Below are 19,479 nucleotides of genomic sequence, written 5' to 3'. Positions count from 1 at the left end.
TTAAAAATCAGCATCAAGGACGACACGATAATTTGCTTTACCCGACTCAAGATGTTCGATAGCGTCATTGATCTTACTCATCGGGAAATGTTCGATCATGGCCTTGATCTTATGCCTGGACGCAAAGTCGAGCATTTTTTTGAAAGCTGATCGTGATCCTGCCGGCGAAGCAGAAACACTGGTTTGAGGAATGAGCAATGACAGGACGGAAACCGGGATCGCCTCGTATGGTATACCCACAAAGTGTAATCGGCCTTTGGGGGCAAGCATTGCGATGATCTTGTCCCATTCCAGAGATACGCTGACCGTGACAATGATCAGGTCGAACGTCCCTTTAAGATGCTCCCATCCGGCGCTATCGCGACTTGACACGATACGGTCAGCCCCAAGTTTTAAAGTTTCATCGTGTTTGGCTGCCGTGGAGGAAAACGCAGTAACTTCGCTTCCCCATGCATGCGCGAATTGTACGGCGAGATGCCCCAGGCCCCCAATGCCAAATACGGCGACTTTATCCGTAGGTTTCAGGCCATATTCCAATAACGGATAAAAAACCGTTATACCTGCACAAAAAAGTGGTCCGGCATCTGCTGCATCTATTCCTTCAGGAACAGGGATCACCCACAACCAATGTGCTTTGATACGACTTGAGAACCCGCCGTTGCTGCCAAGAATTATCGTTTTTAAATTCACACAGAGATGAGGGTCACCGTTAAGGCATTGATCACAGTGCCCACAGCTTTCTTTATTCCAGCCGATCCCGACCGTTTGTCCAACTGAGAGACCTTTGTTTTTAGCGACCTCGCCCAGTGCAACGATACGTCCTGTGATCTCATGACCGGCAACGATCGGGCGGGGTAAGCCGAAATCGCCGTTCAGCGCCGAAAGGTCGGTGTGACATAGTCCGCAATTGTCTATCTCTACTTCCACTTCTTCCGCATCGACAGGTGTCAGTTCATAAGTATAGGGTACCAATTTCCCATTTGGCTCCATTTGGGCCCATGCATTTACTTTAGTCATATTTAAAATGGTTATGATTTGTTATTTCGCTATCGGCAAACCCAGTTGTTCCCAGTCCTCCCTCACAGGTCCGTAAAGGCCTGGGACCTGAAGGCCGGCTAACCTCATAATGATGATCATCTGGCTTCGGTGATGCACTTCATGATGAGTAAGCAATGATAATACATCACCTCTTCGCCATTTATGACCGTAAAGGTCCACTTCATCTTCAAGCATATCATCTTGCCATTGGATCTTTACGGCTTCTCCCATTTGCTCATGAATGGATAGATATAAGCTATTGGTCTCGGTCATCGTTCCCGGTAGCGGATCTTCGGGAAGCTCAGGAGGAGCCATGAGCCCTGTTTGAACCCCTATCTGAACTATGATCTGTGGTATGTGAAAAGCAAGGCGGCCTAACGCCCTTACTTTGGGGTGAACGATGATGTCTTTTGAGGCTTCCGGGATCATAGAAAAAACCTTAGTGGTCTTTCCTGTCTCATTTAGCCAGTCTTCCAAAAATTCATTGATCCGGTAATACATATTTTTTTCTATTAATGACCACATCGTGATCGTATAAAAGCAAAATTACCCTGAAAATGCAGGCCCTCCGATGCACCGATAGTGCTATTTATGGTATCAAAAACCTTAAAAGATCCTTGACTAAAAAGGGGGCAACGAAGCGATATTAAACACCGGATACGAAATATCGCTTCTCCCGAAAAAAAAAGAGGTTCTTTTTAGCCTGAACAAGGGCACTTGAACTTTGGCATGATTGTGTTATGGCCTTAGCTTTTGATCAGCATATGAACCATTTACCAGGACCTCCACGAACAAACCGGGCGCTCACCAGGCGAGTCACCGAACTCCACAGTCAAGGTTATGAAAATGATTTTTGTTTAACATCCGCGCATCAGTTGTTCTGTATACAGAACAATACCTTTTTCCCTATCGGGCCTACGACCATTTTACTCGTGGATCAGGTTTACGACACCTTGTATCACCAGTATAAATACTTGCATGTTGTGGAGTCGGATTGCGGGCAACGTGGCCTTTTGTTACTGGACTTCATTCATTTTGACGCTGTTGTTTGAACCATAGATCGTATCATGCATTATATTTTACTACAATATCTTTTATTGTTGTTCGCGGTGGTCATGCTGATCATGCTCGCACAAAAATTAAAGATCGCTTATCCCATTTTTTTGGTCGTTGCGGGTCTGCTGATCAGCAATATCCCGCACATCCCGGTCATTTCGATCGACCCGGACCTCATCTTTCTGATATTTTTACCTCCGCTTCTATTCGAAGCCGCTTGGTATACATCGTGGAACGACCTTTGGAAATGGCGTCGTCCTATCGGGTTGCTATCGGTAGGACTGGTTATCTTCACTTCCGGAATTATTGCCTTCTTATCCGTTAGGGTCATCCCCGGTTTTACGCTTCCGATGGGCTTTCTACTTGGCGCTATCATCTCACCCCCGGACGCGATCGCTGCAACATCCGTTCTGAAAAATATTAAAGTCCCCAAAAACATAACGGCCATACTGGAAGGTGAAAGCTTAATTAACGATGCATCTAGCCTGATCATTTTTCGTTTCGCGCTCGCTGCGGTCCTGACCGGTCAATTTTCTTTTCACGAGGCGATAAGTGCTTTTTTTATTGCCACGATCATGGGGATCGCTGTAGGCCTGGCGGTCGCTTATTTCATGTATTTTATTCACAGGCATTTACCGACCACATCCAATATCGATGCCGTTTTTACCTTGCTCGCTCCATATTTCATGTACCTTGCTGCCGAGCAATTTCATTTTTCCGGGGTAATGGCCGTTGTTAGCGGCGGGCTTTTCCTATCTTATCGGTCACATGAGATCTTTCTGAACGGGCAGACACGGCTACAGGTCGTCAGTGTTTGGTCAACGCTGATCGTTATCATGAATGGTTTGATATTCATTATGATCGGTTTGGAATTGCCTGAGATCATGAAGGGAATGGAAAGGTATTCTTTACCCCAGGCCATCCGGTACAGCATGTTGATAAGCCTGGTCATCATCCTTGTCAGATTGATATGGATCTATCCGGCCACATTTCTCTCCCGTTGGGTATCGAAAAGGACAGATAAAGCCGAACCTGACCTGGGCTGGAAGGGCTCTTTGATTATCGGTTGGTCAGGGATGAGGGGTGTGGTGTCCCTTGCTGCCGCATTATCTTTACCTATGCTGATCCGTGGAGGAGCTTTCTTTCCCCATCGTGACCTGATCATTTTTATCAGTTTTGTAGTGATCCTTGTCACGTTGGTCTTTCAAGGACTCACACTGCCTTTTGTGATCAGGTGGGTGAAAATAAGGGATACTGAACCTGCCGAAAAGGAAGATCAGCAGCAAGTAGATATACAGTTAAGGCTGATCAAAGCGGCTAGCGAGAAGCTACACGAAAAATATGCCGAGGAGATCAATGGTAATGAACTTCTACGGGGCTATAAAACCGAGCTTGAGCACCGGATGGCTTATGTTTCCGAACATTTAAGATGTACGACCTGTGGTGTATCCGGCAGGCAGGAGATCGAGCAATATAATAAAGTACTAAAAAGCATTTATCAATATCAACGTAAAGAACTTTTTCGCTTTAAGAGAGAAGGGATATTCAATGATGAACTGATCAGAAAAGAGGAAAAGCAAATAGACCTCAACGAAGCGAAGGTTCTGGAGCGGTAACGTCAGAAGGCACCGGCTTTATATATGATCTGCCAACGGAAGACTGAAACAAAAGATCGACCCGCCAGTAGTGCACCGTTCAGCGCTGACAGCACCGCCATGGCTTTCAATGATCTCTTTTACCAGGTATAGACCAAGCCCCTTACTCGTCCTTTGCCTGAAGCGCTGGTCCATGGTGTGATGGAATTTATTAAAGATAACTTTTTCCTGTCCGTTCGCAATGCCCACGCCCTGGTCTTTGATGCCCACGGTCACCTGCCTGTCATCAATGGTGACATCGACCCTGATCCTGGACCCTTCAGGTGAGAACTTGACCGCGTTCGTTATATAATTGATCATGACCTGGATGATCTTGTAACGGTCTGCACGGACAAATACAGGATGCCTATTTCCGATGTCGAACAGATATCGGTTATGCGCCGTTCTCACGTCAAGTATTATCTCATGTAAAAGCTTATTCAGGTCGAACAAACTGAAATTGTTTCTGCGCACGTACTTGTCATCAGCACTGTAGGTAAGATAATCATCGAGCATCTGCGTGATGCCGTTCACATGATCATCCACGGTCTTTAGAAGTTTGACCGCATGGGCCTCCTGTTTCTGGGTAAGCATATTAAGCACCAACTGATTGTTGAGCTTGATGATAGTAAGCGGACTTCTTAGTTCGTGATTGATCACCGCTAGCCCTAACGCATCCTCGTTGACCCTTTGTGTAACGTCCTCTACTGTTCCCACTATTTGAACAGGGAGGTCCCACTGCTTATAATGAAGAACACCGGTGAGATGAAGCCACCTGCGCCTGCCATCCGGCGAAGGGATATCAAATTTCATATCGATGCTTTCCTGATGACTTAAAGCATAGGCATAAGCTCTCAGTAGTTTCCTGATCTGCGGTCCGTTGAGTACGTCGAATATTTTACTTAACGATGCGCAGCCGTTCGATATGTTAAAAATGTGCTCACACGTAGGGCAAAGGTCGAGCTGTTTATTAATAACGTCAAAGTTCCAATGCCCTTTGCCACTAAGGTTAAGGAAGGTTTTTACTGCGGTCTGCGGCATTCTAATAAATATTAAACACTTAAAATGATTTTATTCGGGTGGATACAAAAGATATGCCACTGGTTCTGACAGCTATTGATCAGAAAAAATGCCTAATTAGTGGAAATTTCGCCTTTGTAAAGATAAGTTCGGCGATATATCGAATTTTGATTTCTCATTCGATATCGATGACCTTCTTAAAAGGGGATCTGGCAAACAGATCCCCTGCTGTGTTTTATAACCTATGAGATACCTTTGTAGACCAAAGCGGTAAAGAAGTCAGGTCCGATAACGAATTTACCCCATTTGTCGTCAAATTTCTTGGTTGGTCTGGCCGCGACAACCTCTTTTAAAGACATGCCGCTTTTCTTGAGTTTTGATACAGCTCTCTCAATGCTGACCAACATATCGCGATACCTGATCAGGTCTGCTTTTTTACCTACCGGGCCATGTCCGGGCACGATCAGCGTGCTTGGCGAGGTCATTTGAATATTCTGTTCAGCTGCCTTGATCATGCCATGGATATTTCCACCGGTGTTGTAGTCAATGAACGGGTAGTAACCGTTCCACCAGGTATCTGCTACATGAAGAACGTCCACGGCCTGAAAATGAACAAAAATGTCACTATCTGTGTGAGCGGGCGTGTAGTGTTTAAGATGGATCACATGACCCTCAAAATCGAGTTGGTGTCCGTCCGCAAAAAGACTTGTCGGTATCGCATCCTTTGGGGCGGCCGGAAAGGTATAATTCCAGTCGTCGACCCGTGTCCTGCGGGAGAGCCATTTGGCCGTATTTTGGTGAGCGATGATCTTTGCCCCTTCACGACCGATCCATTGATTGCCGCTGGCGTGGTCAAAATGCCAATGCGTATTGATAAGATACAGCAATGGTACATTGTTAATACTGGCGATCTTTGTCTTGATCTTCTCTTTGGATACATCAATACCTGCATCGACCATTAAATTACCTTTTTTACCGCTAAGCAATACAATGTTCCCACCGGACCCTTCCAATAAAGTCAGATCTCCACGAAGCTTGGTTGCCGTTATCGCCGACTTGCGAGCTTCGCCGATGATCTTGGTGACCGGGCTGTCGTTTTGAGCAAAAAGTGATCTAGGGGCGACTATCATTGTAGCCGCGAGGAGACCGGCAGATGTCAGGAATTGCCTGCGGTCCATGTGATCTTCTGTTGTTTTCATACCGAGTTAAATTTGATCTTCAAAAGTATTCCCGCTGAAAAAACTACTCAATGGCTGCATGGTGCAATTTATGGTATGGGTTCAACGAACAGGCCGAACATTGCTTACCACAAATACGGGTTTCCGTACATTTTCATGCTCTTAGGTCAGGTTTACCTTTGCTTTGCCCGGAAATAGTGAAGGAACGGGCGGGGTGTATATCAACCGAATTCTACCATTTAAATAAATTATCATGTCAAAAAAAGTAGCAGAACAACTGGTTAGCATGTTGGTGCAAGCCGGCATTAAACGCATTTATGCGGTTACGGGCGATAGCCTGAATGAATTAAATGACGCGGTCAGAAAGGAACCAGCCCTGCAATGGGTACACGTGCGTCATGAGGAAGCAGGCGCGTTTGCTGCCGCGGCGGAGGCGGAATTAAATGGCCTGGCCTGTTGCGCTGGAAGCAGCGGCCCAGGTCACGTGCATTTGATCAACGGGCTATATGACGCACATCGCTCGGGCTCTTCGGTACTAGCTATTGCGTCCACCTGTGCCACGCATGAATTCGGTACGGATTATTTCCAGGAGACCAACACCATAAGACTCTTTGACGATTGCAGCCATTATAACCAGATCGCAACTACAGCTGCGCAATTGCCTCGTATGACCCAAGCTGCCATTCAACATGCTATCCACCGTAAAGGGGTAGCGGTGCTGGGTCTGCCGGGCGATGTCGCCGCATTGCCTGCTGTCGCCAATATATCTTCAGATCAGAACTATTTTTCCAGGTCCAGGACCGTTCCGTTAAAGGAAGAGTTGGATAACTTAGCTTCGCTGATCAATAAATATCCTAAAGTTTGCATTTTTTGCGGCATCGGTGCTTCGGACGCTCACCAGGAGGTAGTCGAGCTTGCTGCTAAGTTAAAAGCTCCGGTAGGCTACTCGTTCAGAGGAAAAATGGGGATACAGCATAACAACCCCTATGAGGTCGGTATGACCGGCTTGCTTGGTCTACCTTCGGCCTATCATAGTATGCACGAAAGCGATCTGGTGATATTACTGGGTACTGATTTTCCTTATGTGCCATTTATGCCACAGGATAAGGTGATCGTACAGATCGATGCCGCTGCGGAAAGACTGGGCCGCCGGGCAAAGCTGAAATTAGGTATACATGGGGACATTAGGTCGACGTTAAGCGAGCTATTGCCTTTGTTGAACGAGAAAACGGACCGGGCATTTCTTGACGCGCAACTTCATATTTATGATAAAGTAAAGTCCCACCTTACCACCTACGTCAAGAACAAAGGCAAGATCGATGCCATTTCCCCGGAAGCGGTGGCATCGGAATTGGACAGGTTGGCATCGCTCAACGCCATTTTTACCGTCGACACAGGTATGTGCTGTGTTTGGGGGGCAAGATATATCCGCTCGACAGGTCAACGAAGCATGTTAGGCTCATTTATTCACGGTTCCATGGCCAACGCCATGCCTCACGCCATCGGCGCTGCCTTTGCCTGCCCGGACCGCCAGGTCATCGCCATGTGTGGCGACGGAGGGATATCGATGTTGCTTGGTGATCTGGCTACGATCAAACAATATGACCTGCCTATAAAAATGATCGTATTCAACAACCGTTCGCTCGGCATGGTCAAACTGGAGATGGAGGTTCAGGGACTAATGGATTTCCAGACAGACATGGTCAACCCGGATTTCGCGATGGTGGCCGGATCTATGGGTATCAGGAACATATCGATCCATGATCCGGAAAAACTGACCGAAGGACTTGAAGAAGCCCTGAATTTTAAAGGTCCGGTACTGGTCAATGTATTTACCGACCCTAACGCATTGGCGATGCCACCGAAGATCGAGCTGAAGATGGTAAAGGGCATGGCCGTATCGATGACGAAACTGATGTTGGGTGGGCAATTGATAGAAGTATTGGATACCGTTAGATCCAACTACAAGCACTTAAAAGAATTGACCGATTGATCTTCCGATATGAAAACGAACCTAACTTCAACAAACGTTACCGGAATTGAACGGAAATTCATCATTGCCTGGGTATTCGGCCTGCTTTTTTATTTCCTGGAGTATGTGGTCAGGTCTTCCCCGGCGGTCATGATCACAGAATTGGGAAAAGTGTTCCATACGGATCAATTGGGTACAAGTACCATTTTAGGTACCTATTACTACACCTATGCTGCGACCAGCTTGATAGCGGGCATAACGCTTGATCGCTATGGAGCCCGTTCACCGATCGCGATAGGCACAGGCATTCTGGCGATCGGTTGTATATTGTTCGCTGTCCCCTTGGTGATCACCGGCGATATCGCGCGTATGTTACAGGGCGCCGGTTCAGCTTTTGCTTTTACCGGATGTGTGTACCTGGCCTCACATGGGTTTGGTGCCAAATATATCGCCACTGCCATAGGTGCTACGCAATGTCTTGGGATGTTGGGCGGGTCGGCCGGGCAGTTCGTCGTGGGGCCTTTGATACACAACGGACTTAATACAAATATCTTTTGGATCGGTATCGGTATCATGTGCGGTATCGTAGCTATCGCCTTGTTTGTCATTACCCCCCGTGAGACGGCCTTGCCACAGGCTGGTTCGGGAAGAGTGTCGATCATTGGACCATACAAGATCGTTTTCCAGAACCTGCAATCTTATCTGAGCGGCCTGCTTTCCGGATTGTTATTTGCGCCGACAACGATATTTGCGATGACCTGGGGAGTTGCCTTTTTTCAGCATGACCGTGGGAACAGTTATGGGGAAGCGGTTCTGATCTGTTCGATGGTACCCATGGGCTGGGTGGTCGGTTGTCCCTTGCTTGGATGGATATCGGACCGAATGAAACGCCGTAAGCCGGTACTTTCCGGAGGTATCGTTCTGATGCTGTTCAGCCTGGCGCAATTGATCTTTTTCCCGCAAGTGCTGCCCGCGTCCTTAAGCATGTTCATTTTCGGCGTAGCGTCCGGGGCGGCGATGATACCCTACACCATCATTAAGGAGGCCAATCCTGATCACGTAAAAGGCAGTGCCACCGGAGCGATCAATTTTCTGACCTTCAGCATCACTGCTTTTTTAGGGCCGGTATTCGCGTCAAAGTATGGAAAAGACCTGTTAACAGCAGGAGACCCAGTGCTGCATTTTCAACATGCAGGCAGCTTTTTGCTGATCATACTCGGTATTGCTTTAATAGCCAGCTTTATCATCAAAGAGACCGGTACAGCTAAAACTATCGAGCATGAGTAGCATCGTCAAAATGAGGACAGGAAGGCTTTGTCTTCCTGTCCTGTTGCTGGTCGGGTGCTGGTGTTTTAGCCAAAGCGCTTTCGCCCAGGGCGGTTCGCCGGATTATAAAGATGGCATGACGCTAAAGTTAGATTCGTCCGGCCAGAAGTATATCAGGTTCATGACCTGGGCTACTTTCTGGGCACGGCAGACCCAGGCCAACCCCGGGACGGCTATCAACGGGGTCAGGAAAGATAACTGGACCGACTTTAGCCTCCGACAATTCCGATTAGTCACCTATAGCCAGCTTTCACCACGGTATCTGATACTGGCGGATATCGGGATCGATAACCAAGCATTCTCCAGTGGCGGGGCGGCTGGCGGGGGGAATACCGGGAACGGTGGACAAAATTATGCTGGGACCCTAGGGAAAAAACCCGGGCTTTACCTGCATGATCTGTGGAACGAATACGCTATCGTTCCTGATAAAGATCTGGTTTCAGGTAAAAATAACAAAGCTTCGGTCTACATCGGAACAGGCTTGCATTATTGGAACGGTGTCAGCCGTATGACCTCTGCCGGTTCCGCTAATTACCTGGCCGTCGATGTTCCGCTTTATAACTGGCCCCTGGTGGATCTCTCGGACCAGTTCGCCCGGCAACTGGGCATATATTTGAAAGGAAATATCGGGCCTGTCAGTTATCGTTGGGCCCTTAATAAACCTTTTTCTGTACTGTCTACCGCGACCGCTTTCCCAAAAGGCAGCAGAGATAGTAGTTTCGCTGTTGACAATAATGCCACCGGAAAGCTGGCGACCACGGGTTATGCGGCTTGGCAGTTCTTTGATAAAGAGAATACCCAGCTTCCTTATTATACGGGTACCTACGTGGGTACTAAAAAGGTTTTTAACCTCGGGGCCGGCTATTATCACAGTGCCGAAGGCACAGTAACTCAGGTCAGTAACAGCGCGTTATCGACATTTAACCGCCACTCCATAAACCTCTGGGCCGTAGATGTATTTGCCGATCTTCCATTTGGAGGCAAAAATGCAAACTGGGCGTTCACCGGTTACAGCGCTTTTTATCATTATGATTTTGGTCCGAATTATCTCCGTTATGGCTCCATTATTAACGAGAATGTGTCGCAAGATCCTACTTTTAAAGGGGATGTATCGCAGGCCGGCTTCGGTAATTCAGCTCCACTGATCGGGACAGGCACATCCTGGTTCACGCAGGCGGGGTTACTACTTCCTAAAACTATTTTTCAAGGCAAAACAAGGTTCCAAACCTTTGGAGAATTCAGTTTGCAGCGGTTCGACCGCTTTAAGAACGCAAGCTTCACTTACTGGAGCGCAGGGGGGAATATTTACCTCGACGGACATCACGCCAGGATATCTATTAAATATCAAACGCGGCCGGTCGTGGTAGCCGACAGACAGGATGGATCAAAGGGATCTCTGATCATCGCTACCCAGGTCTTCCTTTAACATCCTTTATGCAAGAAGGGCGCTCTCCGTGATAGGATCGCCCTTCTTGATCTGTAAAAGTGATGGCCAACCCAAATTTGATACCTGCTGCTTATTTATAAATTGGCCAACAATAATTCCATGGTCTCTTCAAGCAGAGCCGGTATTGGTGCTGAACTGACCTGGGTAAGTGTGAGTTCGCCACCGATCGTCACAGCACCGATCGTCTGTTCGGTACCTGTGCCGGAAATGACCAACGGTCCCCAAAGTTCAAGGATCTTAAAATCGCCATAGCTTTGATCCGTTAAGTTACCCAGGTTACTTAGCATAAGGTCGGTCCCAATGGTCGCCTTCATTTTTGTCACGATCTCAGAAAACTTGGCATGTCGTAACATTTCCTTCCTGAAATAACTAACATAACCACTGATCTGACCGACCGTATTTAGTGCACCTAGCTCTATACTTACCTGCCTTGCCAGATCCCAGATGTTGCTATCGCTGAAAATATCCAACATCATTGTTTTAGTGATCACATTCAATACGACGTTCTTGCCGCTTTTTAATTCATTTCGAACTGATACAGGAACGCGGGTCCCGATCTTTCCATTGATGAACCGATCATCTGTTCCCTTCATCGCGAACGCTATAGCCGCATATAAGATCCCCGTTACCGTAGTGCCTTCCGTTTTAGAACGTGAGATCAATTTACTAGTGATCTCAGCGTTAAACCGGATCTTACTGACCTTGACCGATGGCTGTTTTTTGCGGATACTTGACATTAAGGGTGCTTTGCCCGGGAGAAAGACCGATTCAGGATTTTTGGGAACTAGTTGAAGCGCCTCATCCATGGATAAAGGTACAGGAAAGGACAAGGGCCGCTCACCGGAAATGATCCTTAAAAGATCTTGAAGGACGATCAGGCCGGAAAGCCCGTCAGCTATGCTATGGTTAATTAGCGCGACCAGAACTGACCTTTCTCTTTTTTGTAAAAGTGTGATACGGAACAAGGGGGAACTATATGGATCGATACCTGAGGTCATAGTTCTTTCCGCGAATGATATCCAGTCTTGGTCATCCTCTATTTGAAAGACCTGGTGCGGTACAGGAGCATGCCGCTCACTTGAGAACCAAAGTTGTTCACTATTATCCGCAACGATACGATAATTCAGCTGGGGATGCAGACCTGTCAGCAGGACCAAAGCTTCCGGCATTTTTTCTTCCGGTATTTTCTTGTCCAATCCTGCTACCAATGCAAAATCCTTTGAAGCAATATGATCTAATGCAAAATAAAGTTTTTCCACGCCGCCTAACGGCCTGCCAGTATGATCTATCATTTCGATATGTTTAGTTAGGTATTGTTCCGGACCTGTTGATCTCTCATTAAAGGAGGGCCGACGATCGGGTTGCCGGCCCCATTTCCCTTATTTGTGACCGGTGGATTCGGAGGCCTCCAGCCAGACAGCCACTTCTTCAGAAACCCGCTTAGCATTGGCGCGATACCATGCTATCGCATCCTTGCCTACTAGCAAATGAAGTGGTGGCTTTTCACTATGGGCTATCGTTATGGCAAGTTCAGCAAGCTTTCGGGGATCGCCCGGTTGCTTTCCATGATGGCTTCCTGCGGAGTCTCGCGTTTCTCCTACGGTCGCGGAATAATCGGCTATCGTTGCTGCGGTTTGTGCAAATGAACCTTTTCCTAAGAAGTCCGTACTGAAAAGGCCAGGCGCCAATGAGGTCACGTTGATGCCCAATGGCAGGAGTTCTTTGTATAATCCCGAGGAAATGCCCTCTACGGCGAACTTTGTCGAACTATAGATCGTCCAGCCCGTTGCAGCATCGAAACCAAAAAGAGATGAGATATTTATGATATGACCAGAACGTCGCTGACGCATTGCAGGCAATATCGCACGTACCACATTCAACAATCCGAAGACATTTGTATCGTACTGTTTTCTTACCTCTGCATCGGTCGCTTCCTCCACAGCACCCAATAAACCATAACCAGCATTATTTATAAGCGTATCAATGTGCCCAAAATGGGCGATGCCTTTTTGAATAGCAGAGTTTACAGCTTTTTCATCCGTAACATCCATTACCAAGACGAGCAAATCATCTGCGTGATCCAGCTGCCCTGCTAACTTCTCAGGCTCGGATCTTACCGTAGCAATAACCCTGTCCCCATTCGCAAGGGCCGCTCGTACCATCTCAAAACCGAAGCCTTTCGAGGCTCCGGTGATCATTATAATTTTTCTATTTTCCATCGTATCACAATATTTGACTACCTATTTGAGGGCATCACATCAGCACTGACACCAAGAGCCTTCATCACGCCCATTCCTAACGTCATATCAGCGCGAAAAAAATGACAAAGCTGGCGATTGACAATATCCTCTTTAAGAGGTCCATCGATCTGATGCATCGACTCGGCGATATTACTGATCAAACGTTGCTGATCTGCGGGGGAAAGGACTTCCCGAAAGAATATCCCGGGCTGCGTATAATGGTCATTTTCCCCTACAGAGTTACGGTCGTAAAAATCTACCACCGCATTGGATAAGGTTTCAGTGGGCCTTTGATAAGTTTGGTCCGGCTTGATATCGTCGAAACTGTTCGGGAAATAATTGGGCGATCTCCTGCCGTTACCGTCGATCCGCATCATGCCATCACGTTGATAGTTATTCACGGCATAAGGGCATTGGTTAACGGGTATCTGCTCAAAATTAACACCAAGTCGATATCGTTGCGCGTCCGGGTAAGCGAAGATGCGACCTTGTAACATCTTATCCGGTGAATGTCCGATGCCGTCGACGATCCTCGAAGGTGCAAATGCGGCTTGTTCTACTTCAGCGAAATAATTGTCCGGATTTTGATTGAGTTCCAAAATACCGACCTGTAATAGCGGAAATTCCTTTTGGCTCCATACCTTGGTAACATCGAATGGATTGAAATCATGGGATGCGGCTTGTTTAGGTGTCATTAACTGGATACTAAGGGTCCATTTCGGAAAATTGCCCTGATCTATCGCCGTAAGTAGATCACGCTGTGCAAAATCGGGATCTTCCCCCCGCATTTGTCTCGCTTCTGCCGAAGTAAAATTCCTGATACCTTGCTGAGTCTTAAAGTGAAATTTTACGTAAACGATCTCATTCGCTGGGTTGATCAGTGTATAAGTGTGGCTCCCGAACCCATGCATGTGACGGAAACCATATGGAGTTCCCCGATCGGTCATCAGGAATAGTACCTGATGTAATGATTCGGGATTCAGACCCCAAAAATCCCAAAGCATGTTAGCGCTCTTACAATTGGTATAAGGATCCCTTTTTTGCGTATGAATAAAATCGGGGAATTTTTTGGGGTCCTTAATAAAGAACACCGGTGTGTTGTTGCCCACCAGGTCCCAATTGCCGTCTTCCGTATAGAATTTGATCGCAAAGCCTCTGGGATCCCTTTCACTATCCGCCGATCCGCGCTCACCGCCGACCGTCGAAAAACGTACCAATACTTTCGTCTCCTTATTCAGTTCACTGAACACTTTAGCCTTTGTATAAGAAGTAATATCATTGGTCACTGTGAATGTGCCGTAGGCTGCAGACCCTTTTGCGTGTACGATACGTTCCGGAATACGTTCGCGATTAAAATGTGCCAGATTCTCATGTAATATAAAATCCTGAAGTAATAGTGGCCCGCGAGGCCCGGCACTTTGTGTATCCTCGTGATTAACATAAGGTATGCCCGAAGCATTTGTAAGTTTTTTCATAGCTATTCTATCATTTAGTTCAAAGCTAAGGTGGACCGGTCGCCAGTTCAATGGATGGACGAACCCATTTGTGGTATTGATGAATTACACAAAAAGCCGCAGGCAATAAGCGATCGACGCACTTCCGACGATTTTCGGTGCTGCCTGTCAAAGGAATGCGATATATCGTCTGGCGAAAAAAAAGTTCAAATATTGAAATATTTGCAAATCAATCATTTAAGCGACTGGCACTTCAATTGCAATTTGGCCGTGGGATAGTCATGCCCTTGCACTTCAGAAATTTCAAAAAGATTAACAATGAGATACGATCAGGGTAATTTGTTACCTACTCTTTCGACCACCATCGGGATGACCATAAATAGATCTGTAAACGTACAGGATATTCAGAGACCAGACAGATCAATTCATCTACCGGGTGACCTCGCTATGATCACCATTATCATCTTAGTTAGCCTGGTGATATTTTCTCTGATCAAATGGAGCAGGTCGGCACGACGTGAACTGCAAGACCGGTACTGGGAGATCAAGCGTCTAAAATACAACTTAAGAGCTTATAAAAGAGAGTTAGACGATCGTTATAAGGAAAGAGAATGGCTGATCGGAGAGATCAATCACCGAGTAAAAAATAACCTTCAAATTATCAGTAGCCTGCTAAGTCAGCAGTTGGCTCACATTACTGATAAGCATGCGACGGAGTCTATAAAGACCACTCAACAACGTTTACATGCTATAGCACTTGCCTATCGCCGTACATATAGAGCAGAGCAGTTGACCAAAGTCGATATCCATCAATACGTGAATGATCTATTCTCTTATTTGAGAGACGAGTTCCGACTTGCAGATAGCCCGACCCTGAAAAACGACACAGGTGCAATATTTGCGGAATTAGAGGTAGCAGTTCCAATGGGTCTGATCATCTACGAAGCGGTCAGTAATGCTATTAAATTCGCCTTTTCCGACACGGTTACGGGGGAGGTCAAGGTCAGTATCACCAGGCTGGCCGGAGATAAACTGGAATTAGTGATCTCAGATAACGGTATCGGGTTCCCGGGGGATACCGGCTCTTCGCAGACCAACGGTCTGGGAACAAGTTTGATCACTGGTCTTGGCAGGCAGTTGGGAGGACAATTCGAAATTTACAATAACAACGGAGCGATCCTCAGATTGCTGTTTGAATTTAAAGACTAAATTATAGATAATGGAAACAATGAACCAACGTATACTGATCGTAGAAGATGAATTTATCGTCGCAAATGACCTTCGGCTCAAGCTCGGAAGAAGAGGTTACGATATCTGCGGGATCGCCTCATCGGTTGAGACCGCGAGGGAAATGGTAGAGACCCTCCGACCTGCATGGGTGCTTCTGGACATCTATCTCCAGGATGAAATGTTAGGTATCGACCTGGCTACCCTGCTAACGGAAAAGAATATTGGGTTCATATACATATCGGCGAATATGAACACTAGTGTATTAGAATCTGCCCAGGCGACCAGGCCAAATGGCTTTCTGTCCAAGCCCTTCCGAGAGAGGGACCTGCTGGCATTACTGAACTCAGCGATAAGGAATAAGAATTGGAACTGACCGGAAGGTCAGTCAGTGTCGATGCTCTTAAGCAGCCACGTTTCTTTTATAATCAGTAAAGCGTTCGCCACTTGTGCGCTTAAAGAACTTGCTGAAATGCGACACGTCGAAAAAACCTAGTTTGTATGCTACCTCCTTCATATTAAGCTCATCCAGTGACATTAAACGCTTGGCTTCGACCAATATGCGTTGCTGAATGAAGTAGCTTGTCGTATTACCAAGTGCATCTTTGATCATATTATTCAGATAAGCAGGCGTTACGGACATTAACCTGGCATAGTCCGCAGGCATTTTTAAAGTTGCGAAATGCTGGTCCAATAACTTAAAAAAGGTCTTTGTTTGTCCAACACATTTATTTTGAATGACCGGATCTACTTGTGTTGTCGCCCTGCCCAAAAAAACTGCGAATACCTGAAATAGTCCGCGCAAAACATCCTGTTTCATCCCGCCGCTTTGATTGAACTCGTAGATAAGGCGTTCCATAACGTCTTTCAGAAAACGATGTTCGCTCTTTGGGACAGGGATTTGGTCGATATCGCCCAAATTAAGAAATATCGATTGTAAGGTCTGAGAAGAACCGGTCGACAACTGAAGGAAATCATGGGAAAAGGTAATGATATATCCGTGATCCTCCTCGTGCTCAGCCAAAGAGAAATGGTTATTGGGCCTGATGATCCCGATCCTTGATGCATCTATGGTGAATTTTCTTTTATTAATAAGATATGCACATGATCCCTTTTTCAAAAAAACGATGCGATATCGTGTGTCCGTTTTATGATTAATGAATGAGGTCGTCTGATCATTGCCCAATTTTCGGACATCGAAGACCTGGCGCTCACCGTGACTAAATGTACCTTGTTCAAAACGTACTTGCATTGGATCATTGTGTATCATAGTAATAGTGTTAAAGGTGTTTTTAATTCGGGAACACGATCACCATTCTTATGCCATTACGTAACAAGTTCATTAGAAGAGACTTGCTTGGTTTTTGCAATTTTCGCAGATTCGATATTTCGCCTAAATCCCGCTCATCACATCAAGCCGATGATCATAACCACTCTGTCCGGCATACTTGTGCATCGGAAATGCTACCACAAATTTGACGATTGGTACATCGCTGCGCTAGTGATCTGCTTTACTTTAGCTACAAAAACGCACAGGATCAAAGCTGGACGTTTTCATTTTTTTGGAACGGCATATTCAAATGAAGCATGATAACAGTAAAGTTTAAGAAAGCGTTGGCCGTGCTCATCAGTTGTGTAATTGTTCTTGCCCATCCCGATGCTATAGCTGAGCGATCGGCATCAGTAAAAGAGGACAGCCTGAAGATCGGTCGTCTCCTGGATAAGGCTGCCGAGCTGCTCAAAAAACAATCAAATAAAGCGGCGAATGAACATCTCAGTGAAGCACATGCATGCCAAGCGCTGAACTTAAGTCGAAGATCACATTACGCTACGGGCGTTGGAAGATCTTATTTTGTCCTTTCAGAGATCTATCAAAGACGGAACGACCTTGAGAGTGCTGTAAGGTTTCTCGACAGCGCCATCAGCATATTCAAAAAAAATGAACTTGAGAAAGTATTTTTGGCAGATGCTTACATCAGAAAAGCCGATCATTTTGAGATCAGCGAAAAGCAAGGATTGGAAACTAAGATCAAGTGCTATGAAGAGGCTGTAAAGCTCTTAGGATCAAAGATGCCTATTTCACTTAAACATGCGGACGCTTTAAAATATCTCGGGGATCTGTATAATGTAAAAGAGGACAATCAAAGATCGATAGCCCGTTTGCAGGAAGCAATAGCGATCTACAGAACCCTGAGATATGATAAACTTCAGGACATCTATTGTTTGCTGGGAGCCGTGATGAACAGGAATGGCTCATCCCGAGAGGGACTGAAATACTTGTTGCTGGCCGAAAAAGCGGCCCTCAAATACAACGATAGCAGTTCGACGGTTACGACAATGTACAACCGCTTGGGGAATGTTTACAATTCACTTAATCAATTATCGGAAGCGAACAAAGCTTTTAGGCGATCCATTTTCTATGCCCGGCTCAATAAAGATGTCGATGCCTTACTTACCGTAAGTGCTAACCTTGGGTGGAGCTTTATACGGATCAAAGAACCTCGTAAAGGTGTTCAGGTATTGAAAGATGCACTAAAATATTGTACTTCCAAAGATACCGCCAGCTAATCAGTTTGAACACCACCCTGATGGAGGCCTATATGCATACCGGCGATCCGGACAAAGCTTTTCAATGTTATTATAGGATAAAGGACATGATCAGGCAGTTTTATCTGTATGATTTTCTACTGATCAATTATCACCATGCTGCGGCGAGACTATTTTTAATGATAAATGATCACCGCAAATGTGAGATCCAATTACGTTTGGCAGAGATGATCACCTCTAAAAGTAAAAATATACGGGACATGGCCAGCACGGAGAATATCGCCTATCAACTCGATTCGGCACGTAAGCGTCCTTGGCAAGCAATGGCTCATCTCAGCCGTTATAAGCAGCTTAATGATTCCCTGAACCGGCGAAATCACGATCGCGAACTGTCGCAATTACAGATCGAGTATGAAATGGCAAAAAAAGACCTCGACATCGCATCGTTAAAGCAGCGGACCCTTTTGCAGGACAGAGCATTGAGCAGCGAAAAACTTGTCCGTAACCTGTCTGTGTCGGGAATGTTATTCTTTGTCATTTTTACAGCTGTGCTGTATCGGAGTTATCGTTCTAAGCAAAAGATCAATAAAGAATTAAACGTAAAACAGCAAGAGGTCAATGCTCATAACCAGTCACTTCGGCACTTATTGAACGAACGGGGCTGGTTGATCAAAGAAGTACATCACCGTGTAAAAAACAATTTTCAGATCGTTATCAGCCTGCTGGACTCGCAATCGTCCTTTATATCTGATGATGCCGCCATGGATGTGTTGAGGGAAAGTAGGAACCGGATGCATAGCATTTCCCTTGTACATCAGAAATTATACCAGGACGAGAGCCTGAAAGGGATCAATATCAAAGAGTATGTGATCGAACTGACAGATATCCTGAAGGATAGTTTTGGCATTAGTTCATGGATCAGGTTCGAATACGATCTGCCGGGCCTTTTATTGGACGCTTCGCAGATCGTACCTTTGGGGCTGATCGTGAATGAGGCAGTGACGAATGCGATCAAATACGCGTTCAAAGACCGCTCGGACTGCGTGATCCATATAAGCGTCGCAGAAACTCCGGACGGTCTTATGGAAATATCGATCATGGATAATGGATGCGGCTTACCAGCTGATTTTAATGTCGATCAGTGTACGTCACTTGGTATGAACCTGATCTGCGGATTGACCAAACAGTTACAGGGTGAGCTTTCCATGACAACGACGATCGGCTTAGCTATCAAGGTCCGCTTAAGAAGACTTAAAACATTAGGTAGTGAATACACATCACCTAGTGCTGTTCTGGCACATGCTTGATCTAATAAATACCTTCTCGCGTACCACATATCC

Annotated in this window: 16 protein-coding genes; 8 read left to right on the top strand and 8 right to left on the bottom strand. The window is 46.2% G+C overall.

What is annotated here, in order from left to right:
• Complete coding sequence (ahr, locus tag ABD894_RS08210) at nucleotides 1-1,017, bottom strand: NADPH-dependent aldehyde reductase Ahr (protein WP_345210526.1); 1,017 nt, start codon at nucleotides 1,015-1,017, stop codon at nucleotides 1-3.
• A gap of 21 nt (nucleotides 1,018-1,038) precedes the next feature.
• The gene (locus tag ABD894_RS08205; RefSeq protein ID WP_345210525.1) at nucleotides 1,039-1,563 is read right to left on the bottom strand and encodes a DinB family protein; all 525 of its coding nucleotides are present in this window, start codon (nucleotides 1,561-1,563) and stop codon (nucleotides 1,039-1,041) included.
• A gap of 542 nt (nucleotides 1,564-2,105) precedes the next feature.
• Between ABD894_RS08205 and ABD894_RS08200 the strand changes: the two genes are divergently transcribed.
• Complete coding sequence (locus ABD894_RS08200) at nucleotides 2,106-3,710, top strand: Na+/H+ antiporter (protein ID WP_345210524.1); 1,605 nt, start codon at nucleotides 2,106-2,108, stop codon at nucleotides 3,708-3,710.
• Between the two features lie 18 nt (nucleotides 3,711-3,728).
• Here the strand turns inward: ABD894_RS08200 and ABD894_RS08195 are convergent, their stop codons facing one another.
• Both ABD894_RS08195 and ABD894_RS08190 read right to left on the bottom strand, forming a co-directional pair.
• Nucleotides 3,729-4,769, bottom strand: a complete 1,041-nt coding sequence (locus ABD894_RS08195) for a PAS domain-containing sensor histidine kinase (RefSeq protein WP_345210523.1) — start codon at nucleotides 4,767-4,769, stop codon at nucleotides 3,729-3,731.
• A gap of 221 nt (nucleotides 4,770-4,990) precedes the next feature.
• Nucleotides 4,991-5,947: an MBL fold metallo-hydrolase gene (locus tag ABD894_RS08190; protein WP_345210522.1), complete on the bottom strand. Its 957-nt coding sequence runs from the start codon at nucleotides 5,945-5,947 to the stop codon at nucleotides 4,991-4,993.
• A gap of 232 nt (nucleotides 5,948-6,179) precedes the next feature.
• On the opposite strand from ABD894_RS08190, the gene ABD894_RS08185 reads away from it, so the two are divergent.
• Genes ABD894_RS08185 through ABD894_RS08175 form a run of 3 tightly spaced genes read left to right on the top strand, consistent with a single transcriptional unit; the run spans nucleotide 6,180 to nucleotide 10,650 of the window.
• Nucleotides 6,180-7,919, top strand: a complete 1,740-nt coding sequence (locus ABD894_RS08185; protein ID WP_345210521.1) for a thiamine pyrophosphate-dependent enzyme — start codon at nucleotides 6,180-6,182, stop codon at nucleotides 7,917-7,919.
• Nucleotides 7,920-7,928: 9 nt separating this feature from the next.
• Nucleotides 7,929-9,185, top strand: a complete 1,257-nt coding sequence (locus ABD894_RS08180; protein WP_345210520.1) for an MFS transporter — start codon at nucleotides 7,929-7,931, stop codon at nucleotides 9,183-9,185.
• A complete protein-coding gene (locus tag ABD894_RS08175; RefSeq protein ID WP_345210519.1) occupies nucleotides 9,178-10,650 on the top strand; it encodes a hypothetical protein in 1,473 nt (490 codons plus the stop codon). The genes ABD894_RS08180 and ABD894_RS08175 overlap by 8 nt, the downstream gene beginning before the upstream one ends.
• 95 nt (nucleotides 10,651-10,745) lie before the next feature.
• Here the strand turns inward: ABD894_RS08175 and ABD894_RS08170 are convergent, their stop codons facing one another.
• The 3 genes from ABD894_RS08170 to ABD894_RS08160 all read right to left on the bottom strand — a co-directional run bounded on the left by ABD894_RS08170 (nucleotide 10,746) and on the right by ABD894_RS08160 (nucleotide 14,386).
• Nucleotides 10,746-11,963, bottom strand: coding sequence for a condensation domain-containing protein (locus ABD894_RS08170; RefSeq protein WP_345210518.1), 1,218 nt, complete (start codon nucleotides 11,961-11,963; stop codon nucleotides 10,746-10,748).
• Between the two features lie 87 nt (nucleotides 11,964-12,050).
• Nucleotides 12,051-12,890, bottom strand: a complete 840-nt coding sequence (locus ABD894_RS08165) for an oxidoreductase (protein WP_345210517.1) — start codon at nucleotides 12,888-12,890, stop codon at nucleotides 12,051-12,053.
• 17 nt (nucleotides 12,891-12,907) lie between these two features.
• The gene (locus ABD894_RS08160) at nucleotides 12,908-14,386 is read right to left on the bottom strand and encodes a catalase (protein ID WP_345210516.1); all 1,479 of its coding nucleotides are present in this window, start codon (nucleotides 14,384-14,386) and stop codon (nucleotides 12,908-12,910) included.
• A 297-nt stretch (nucleotides 14,387-14,683) separates the two neighbouring features.
• Between ABD894_RS08160 and ABD894_RS08155 the strand changes: the two genes are divergently transcribed.
• Together ABD894_RS08155 and ABD894_RS08150 are read left to right on the top strand one after the other, a co-directional pair.
• The gene (locus ABD894_RS08155; protein WP_345210515.1) at nucleotides 14,684-15,574 is read left to right on the top strand and encodes a sensor histidine kinase; all 891 of its coding nucleotides are present in this window, start codon (nucleotides 14,684-14,686) and stop codon (nucleotides 15,572-15,574) included.
• A gap of 10 nt (nucleotides 15,575-15,584) precedes the next feature.
• Complete coding sequence (locus ABD894_RS08150; RefSeq protein ID WP_345210514.1) at nucleotides 15,585-15,968, top strand: response regulator; 384 nt, start codon at nucleotides 15,585-15,587, stop codon at nucleotides 15,966-15,968.
• A 27-nt stretch (nucleotides 15,969-15,995) separates the two neighbouring features.
• Here the strand turns inward: ABD894_RS08150 and ABD894_RS08145 are convergent, their stop codons facing one another.
• The gene (locus ABD894_RS08145; protein ID WP_345210513.1) at nucleotides 15,996-16,862 is read right to left on the bottom strand and encodes an AraC family transcriptional regulator; all 867 of its coding nucleotides are present in this window, start codon (nucleotides 16,860-16,862) and stop codon (nucleotides 15,996-15,998) included.
• Nucleotides 16,863-17,179: 317 nt separating this feature from the next.
• On the opposite strand from ABD894_RS08145, the gene ABD894_RS08140 reads away from it, so the two are divergent.
• Entirely contained in the window at nucleotides 17,180-18,160 is a 981-nt protein-coding gene (locus ABD894_RS08140) for a tetratricopeptide repeat protein (RefSeq protein ID WP_345210512.1), read from the top strand.
• Nucleotides 18,161-18,165: 5 nt separating this feature from the next.
• Nucleotides 18,166-19,446, top strand: a complete 1,281-nt coding sequence (locus tag ABD894_RS08135; RefSeq protein ID WP_345210511.1) for a sensor histidine kinase — start codon at nucleotides 18,166-18,168, stop codon at nucleotides 19,444-19,446.
• Nucleotides 19,447-19,479: the final 33 nt, after the last annotated feature.

It is taken from the genome of Mucilaginibacter gynuensis (assembly GCF_039541195.1).
Taxonomy (GTDB): Bacteria; Bacteroidota; Bacteroidia; order Sphingobacteriales; family Sphingobacteriaceae; genus Mucilaginibacter; species Mucilaginibacter gynuensis.
The sequence above is the reverse complement of the archived record's forward strand: the minus strand, read 5'-3'. Positions and strand labels throughout refer to the sequence as shown.